Source organism: Streptomyces sp. URMC 126, from assembly GCF_051386555.1.
GTDB lineage: Bacteria > Actinomycetota > Actinomycetes > Streptomycetales > Streptomycetaceae > Streptomyces.
On sequence record NZ_JBPQTX010000015.1, the window covers coordinates 39,673 to 45,710 of the forward strand.

The window sequence follows — 6,038 nt, forward strand, 5'->3', positions numbered from 1 at the left end:
CGCACGCGCACCGGGCGGGCTGAATCAGCCCGCCCGGTGCGGTGGTTCGCCGGAGCGGCGGTCTGCCGGAGCGGTTCGGCGGTTCGCCGGAGCGGTGGGTGCCTCCCGCGTCGGGCCGGCGGCCGAGGGGCCTGGGCCGACTTCCTTCCGGCGCCGGCCCCGCCCGTGAGCGGCTACCCTACGACGGCTCGTCCGTGGGCGACTTACGGTTGAGCGAGTTACGGCTGCCCGTCCGTGGGCGGACGGTTGCCCAACTGCTCGTCGATCTTCCGCTGGGCGGCGTCGACCTGGCTCTGGTACTTGTTCCCGGTCCTGGCGTCGAAGGCGTCGCCCGCCTTCTCGACGCCCTGGCGGGTGGTGTCCTCGTGGCCCTTGAGCAGGCCCTTGAGCTTGTCGAGCATGGACATGGGTGTCCTCCTAACGCATGCCTGACCCACCCAGCATCGCGGCATTCGTTCCGATTCGCACTCCGGGTGCGGCGGGTGGGGGCAGGGGTGCCGACGGATACGGCCGGTGTCCAGGTGGGTGACGCTTGTCGGCCGACCCGCCGACGGCTCGTCGACGTCCCTTCGACGGCCCGCCGGGATGCCGCGCGGTCACGGCCCGCCCCAGGGGCCGCCCCACGACCCGTCGCCCGTCCGGTCCTCGGGCCCGATGGTGGGGTCGAGGGCCGAGTCGTACGTCCCCGTGCCGCGGCAGTGCTTGCACTGGCCCGTGCGGTGCACGGTGTCGGCCGGCCCCCGGAACGGGTCGGGCCCGGGATTGTGGGCAAGCACGCGGGGGACGAAGCCGGAGCCCTGACACCAGTGGCAGACCGGCTGCGGGCGGTGGCGCGCCGCACTGTCGTCGTCGGGCTCGGGAAAGGGCTCCTGGGGTTCCTCGCTGTCGGCCATCGGGCCCGATGATGGCGCCCGGCGGCCCGGCCGTCCCGGGGACGGGCCGGGCTTCATCCGTACGGGGCGCGGGCCGGCGCATGCTCCCGGGGGTGCGGAAGCGGATCTCCTCGCAGGCCCGCGCGTTCGACCGGAGGCGGGAGACCGGGTGCCCCAACTGCTCAGAGAGCAGGCCCCGGCAGGAAGCCGAGACGCTCGATGACCCGCTCGCGAAGCAGGAGATACTCGTCCCATCGGCGCAACGGCCCAGGCGGACGTTCGACGACCCAGCCCTCGGTGACCGTCTGGCCCCGCCGGAACTGCTCACGCGTCAGGTCCAACTCGACCCCGCTGGGCAGCCGGTTCCACATGTGGAATCCGTGCCGAACTCCGTCGAGGTGCACCTCACCGGCCATGAGATCGCCACCGAAGACGTCGTGGACGATCAGGGCCGTGATGTCGCAGTGGCCCCAGGCCGGATTCTCCGACTGCCAGCCGGAGCGAGCGAGGTCGTCCGGAGAGCAGGTGTCGGCGGCCCAACTGGCGCGCAGGGCACGGTCCAGGTCGGTCAGGTTCCAAGGGGTCATGCCGGCAGCATCGCAGTCGTCTCTGACAATGAGCTCTCTTCGAGACACAGGAAGCCACGCCGGACAAGGAGATCGACTGTTCGTCCGCAGGGAGAGCAGCCGACCGCTCATCCGGATGTCCCACGGCCCGAGGACAGGAGGTCCGGCGCGTCCCTCGGGGGATGCATACGTAGTCCACCGGCCGTACTTGCGCACAGCCGCCAGGCCACCGGCTTCTGCCGTTTCGCCTGTTCCGGACCGCTGTCGGCCACGCGTCGGTCGTACGACCGGCCACCGTCCGAGCGGGTTCAGGGGCGACGGTTGTACTCGGCCATGGTGGTCTTCGAAACGGACGCATCCATGAACGTCAACTCCCATGGGCCGGTGTTCACGTCGAAGTCCTTCCCGAACCCGACCCACTTCCCGCTCATCTTGCGGCCAGTGGGCTCGACCAGCAGTTGCAGCGCCCCGTGATAGACCGCACCAGCGTAGTAGCCGGTCTGGGCGGTCTCTTCCCGCCACGTACCTGTGACGACATTGCCGTTCACGGTCAGGTCCATCGTCAGCGGGGAATCCGGGTTGGAAGAGCCTTCCGGCAGGGATCGCGCGGTCAGCTTGTCGCCGTGCTGGATGATGACGACGAAATGTTCGCCTGTGAAGTCGGATCCTCGGCCGGACGAGTGGTACTCGTACCGGGAAAGCCAGATGCCAGACAGCGTTCCGTGGTTACTTCGTTTGGGCATGGGGGCGGTGCCTTCCGGGGCTGTTGCGACTCCCACCTCTACCACCTCTCCTTGCACCGGCTCGTAACCGTTCGTCACGGCCGGATGTTTCGGTCGAGCGTTCGGTGCCGGTAAGGCGAAACCTAGGGCCTCAATCGGCAAGCCAGTCACTCGCTCCAGGGGTCTGACGTAGATGGGCCGAGGCATCCCGACCGCCCCCGACTCCCATCGCTGAACATTGCGCTTTGCGCACTCGTTCGGTTGCCCGAGCTCTTGGCCGGCTTCACGTATGGCCCGGGCGAGATCATCCTGGGACAGACGCAGGCTGACTCTGACGGCACGAAGGATCGTGTTCGGTTCGGCCACGCTTCGACAGTAAGCCCGAAGGCGACAGTCCGTCAGGGCTTTTGACCGATGAATGACGCCGAAATGACGCCTTGACGGTCGCCGCGTCACTACAGAAGTCGCTGGTACACCTATCTCCACGACGGGGGTGTGGGGAAGGGGTGGCCCGCATGGCTGTACGTACTGTGATCCGGATGGACAACTGGCCTTAACGATCGCCACCTCCCCCGCCGCTGCCAGTTCCGCTCGCGATCTTCGGCGGTCCGTACCACTGTCGCTCGCGTCGGGTCAATGAACTTCCGTTCCCGGCAGTGAACGCCCCTGCAGGGGAGCGGGTCAGAACGCCCGGGCGGTCATGTCCCGCCTCAAAGCGGTGACGGCCGACCTGGTCGGCAAGTGCAGTGCACCACTCCGGAACAGGAGGACAGCACGATGGCAACAGCAGTACAAACGCGCGACCCCCGGTCCTTCGTAACCCCCGAAGTGTGGGAACGTGAGGTACGGCTGATCATGCGCGACCACAGTGTGGAGCGTGAGACGGCGGAACGGACCTTTGACCAGACGATCGCCTACCTGGTCACTTCTGCCGAACGGCCCGGCGTCCACATGGGCCCGGCACCGCGTGTGGACGTCGGAGTTCACTCGTTCGTGCTCGACAGCATCAACTACGCGGCCTTCTGCAACGCGGTTGCCGGACACTACATCCACCACGTCCCGCACCTCTCCGAGCAGGGCGGCGGCGAGGCACCCTCCTTGCGGGAAACCGTCCAAGCGATCAAGGCATCCGGGTTCGCCATCGACTACGAGCTGTGGAACGCCGACGAATCCGACTGCTCCCAGTGCCACGCCGGATGCACTGACAGCCCGGTCGGCGGGAAGTAACAGCGAGGTTCGGTGGACGGATGGCTCCTCCGGGTCGGGGGAGCCATCACGTGTGAGAGGAACCGCATGGAAGCAGTCACCGCGGCATGGGAACGTTACGCGGCCGGCCGAACGCCGCGCAGGACCCGCAATGCCGCCGGAGCCGCCACCTGGTTGAACTGGACCCAGTACGCCGATCACGGGCCCGACGAATCGGTGATCGGTGGGGTTGAGGGGCGGCGTGTGCTGGAGATCGGGTGTGGCAGCGGCTGCAACCTCGCCCACCTCGCGACACTTGGCGCCCAATGCGTCGGCATCGACATCGCACCTAGTCAACGCGAGAAGGCGGAAAAGCGGTGGGGCCACCTGCCCGGCCTCTCCTTCCGGACGGCAGAAGCGAGGGATTTCCTTGCCGCCCACCCCGACAGTTTCGACGTCGTGCTGTCGATCTTCGGACCGGTGTGGTTCACGGACCCGACGACGTTCCTTCCGCTGGTGCGCCGGAGCCTGACCGCCGGCGGGGTGTTCGCTTTCTCGCACAAGCCGCCTCAGACCGATCGGCGGCCGGGGGAACGTCTCCGGGAAGCGCGCGCGGTGGCGCGTTGGGACCATTCCCCGCACGAGTGGGCATCCCTGTTGGCGGGGGCATGCTTTACGAACATCACGGCGACGGTCATCGACCCGCCGAAAGGCGCATGCGAAGGGACGTTGCTCGTGCGAGCCGAGACGGAGAGGCACAGGCTCGTCGAAGCCGTCGGAACGAACGAAAGTTCCGGCCGCTGAGGCCCGGGGCTGTTTCCCGGGCCGCGTAGTGCGCGCTTGAGTCGCACATGGCGAAGACCCCCCAAAGGTGAGGTGGGGGGTCTTCGCGCCGGGTCAGGCGATCAGGCTCAGACGTTGACGCCGAAGTCCTGGGCGATGCCCTGGAGGCCCGACGCGTAGCCCTGGCCGACGGCGCGGAACTTCCACTCGGCGCCGTTGCGGTAGAGCTCGCCGAAGACCATGGCGGTCTCGGTGGCGGCGTCCTCGCTCAGGTCGTAGCGGGCGATCTCGGCGCCGCCGGCCTGGTTGATGATGCGGATGTAGGCGTTGCGGACCTGGCCGAAGTTCTGCGAGCGCGCGGTGGCGTCGTAGATGGAGACCGGGAAGACGATCTTGTCGACGTCGGCCGGGAGGGCCGCCAGGTTGACGTTGATCTGCTCGTCGTCGCCCTCGCCGACGCCGGTGGTGTTGTCACCGGTGTGCACGATGGACTGGTCCGGCGTCTGCTTGTTGTTGAAGAAGACGAAGTGGGCGTCCGAGTAGACCTTGCCGCTGGGGTTCACCGCAATCGCGCTCGCGTCGAGGTCGAAGTCCGTGCCCGTGGTGGTGCGGACGTCCCAGCCGAGGCCGACGGTGACGGCCGTCAGGCCCGGGGCCTCCTTGGTGAGGGAGACGTTGCCGCCCTTGGACAGGCTTACAGGCATGGGGGTGATCCCTTTCTCATCGACTCGCGGACCGCGTGCTGCCACGCGGTCCCGTCACCCGGGATAACGTCGATGACGGGGGGTGGGGTTCCATCCCCCTTTACTTTCTTTACTGCTTTCTGATGGCCGCTCGGGCCCGCGTGCCCCGGTTCCGGGTGCGGAGTGGGGCAAAACGAGGTGACGCGGGCGGAGCGCGCGGGGGACCATGGAGGCATGTCCGGTCCCTACGTCATCCGCGGTGCCGTCAGCCTGCCCGAGGCCGAGCTCGTCTGGCGCTTCTCGCGCTCCTCCGGGCCGGGCGGGCAGCATGTCAACACCAGCGACAGCCAGGTGGAGCTGCGTTTCGACCTCGCGGCCACCGACGCCCTGCCCGCGGTGTGGAAGGAGCGCGCCCTGGAGCGGCTGGCGGGCCGGCTGGTGGGCGGGGTCGTGACCGTACGGGCGTCGGAGCACCGTTCGCAGTGGCGCAACCGGGAGGCGGCCGCCGTCCGGCTGGCCGCGCTGCTGGCCGAGGCCACCGCGCCGCCGCCGAAGCCGAGGAAGCCGACGCGCATACCGCGCGGCATCAACGAGCGGCGGCTGCGGGAGAAGAAGCAGCGTGCCGAGACGAAGCGGGGGCGCTCCGCGCGCGACTGGGGCTGACGGACGCTGCGTCGCTTCGGGGACGGGGACGGGGACGGGGCCGGGGCGCCTCGGCGTTCGGCATGGCCCCCGCCGCCGCGCGGTGCCGTGTCCCTAGACGCCGAAGACGCCCAGTTCCGCGAGCAGGCCGCGCACCCGGCGCTCGATCTCGTCGCGGATCGGGCGGACGGCGTCGACGCCCTGTCCGGCGGGGTCGTCGAGCTTCCAGTCGAGGTAGCGCTTGCCGGGGAAGACGGGGCACGCGTCGCCGCAGCCCATGGTGATGACGACGTCGGACGCCCGGACGGCGTCGGTGGTCAGCGGTTTCGGTGTCCGTGCGGAGATGTCGACGCCGACCTCGCGCATCGCCTCGACGACGGCCGGATTGACCCGGTCCGCCGGGGCCGAGCCGGCCGAGCGCACCTCGACGCGGTCGCCGCCCAGGTGGGCGAGGAAGGCGGCGCCCATCTGTGAGCGTCCGGCGTTGTGGACGCACACGAACAGGACCGACGGGACCGAGGGCTTGGCCGACTCAGGCATGGGGGGAGCCTTCCGGGAGGGTGGCCGGGTGGCCGGTGGGGGAGG

9 protein-coding genes are annotated in these 6,038 nt (G+C 69.1%); 3 read left to right on the forward strand and 6 right to left on the reverse strand.

The features are described 5' to 3' along the window. Nucleotides 1-218: 218 nt before the first annotated feature. From ACSNOK_RS03680 to ACSNOK_RS03695, 4 genes are all read right to left on the reverse strand, one after another. Nucleotides 219-407 carry an antitoxin gene (locus tag ACSNOK_RS03680; protein WP_436779076.1) on the reverse strand — a complete coding sequence of 63 codons (189 nt, stop codon included), beginning with the start codon at nt 405-407 and terminating at the stop codon, nt 219-221. A gap of 189 nt (nt 408-596) precedes the next feature. After that, nucleotides 597-893 carry a hypothetical protein gene (locus ACSNOK_RS03685; RefSeq protein WP_436779077.1) on the reverse strand — a complete coding sequence of 99 codons (297 nt, stop codon included), beginning with the start codon at nt 891-893 and terminating at the stop codon, nt 597-599. Nucleotides 894-1,054: 161 nt separating this feature from the next. Continuing rightward, entirely contained in the window at nt 1,055-1,459 is a 405-nt protein-coding gene (locus tag ACSNOK_RS03690; protein ID WP_436779078.1) for a YunG family protein, read from the reverse strand. 287 nt (nt 1,460-1,746) lie between these two features. Further along, nucleotides 1,747-2,526 carry a helix-turn-helix domain-containing protein gene (locus ACSNOK_RS03695; protein ID WP_436779079.1) on the reverse strand — a complete coding sequence of 260 codons (780 nt, stop codon included), beginning with the start codon at nt 2,524-2,526 and terminating at the stop codon, nt 1,747-1,749. A gap of 411 nt (nt 2,527-2,937) precedes the next feature. Between ACSNOK_RS03695 and ACSNOK_RS03700 the strand changes: the two genes are divergently transcribed. Further along, on the forward strand, nt 2,938-3,387 hold the full coding sequence (locus ACSNOK_RS03700; protein WP_436779080.1) for a glycine-rich domain-containing protein: 450 nt from the start codon (nt 2,938-2,940) through the stop codon (nt 3,385-3,387). Between the two features lie 66 nt (nt 3,388-3,453). Next, complete coding sequence (locus ACSNOK_RS03705) at nt 3,454-4,149, forward strand: class I SAM-dependent methyltransferase (protein ID WP_436779081.1); 696 nt, start codon at nt 3,454-3,456, stop codon at nt 4,147-4,149. 107 nt (nt 4,150-4,256) lie between these two features. Here ACSNOK_RS03705 and ACSNOK_RS03710 read toward each other — a convergent pair whose 3' ends face one another. Continuing rightward, nucleotides 4,257-4,832 (reverse strand): TerD family protein, encoded by a 576-nt coding sequence (locus ACSNOK_RS03710; protein WP_436779082.1) that lies wholly within the window; start codon nt 4,830-4,832, stop codon nt 4,257-4,259. A 213-nt stretch (nt 4,833-5,045) separates the two neighbouring features. On the opposite strand from ACSNOK_RS03710, the gene arfB reads away from it, so the two are divergent. Next, nucleotides 5,046-5,474, forward strand: coding sequence for an alternative ribosome rescue aminoacyl-tRNA hydrolase ArfB (gene arfB / locus ACSNOK_RS03715; RefSeq protein ID WP_185941537.1), 429 nt, complete (start codon nt 5,046-5,048; stop codon nt 5,472-5,474). A gap of 93 nt (nt 5,475-5,567) precedes the next feature. Here arfB and ACSNOK_RS03720 read toward each other — a convergent pair whose 3' ends face one another. Beyond that, nucleotides 5,568-5,993 (reverse strand): arsenate reductase ArsC, encoded by a 426-nt coding sequence (locus ACSNOK_RS03720; RefSeq protein WP_436779083.1) that lies wholly within the window; start codon nt 5,991-5,993, stop codon nt 5,568-5,570. Nucleotides 5,994-6,038 lie beyond the last annotated feature (45 nt).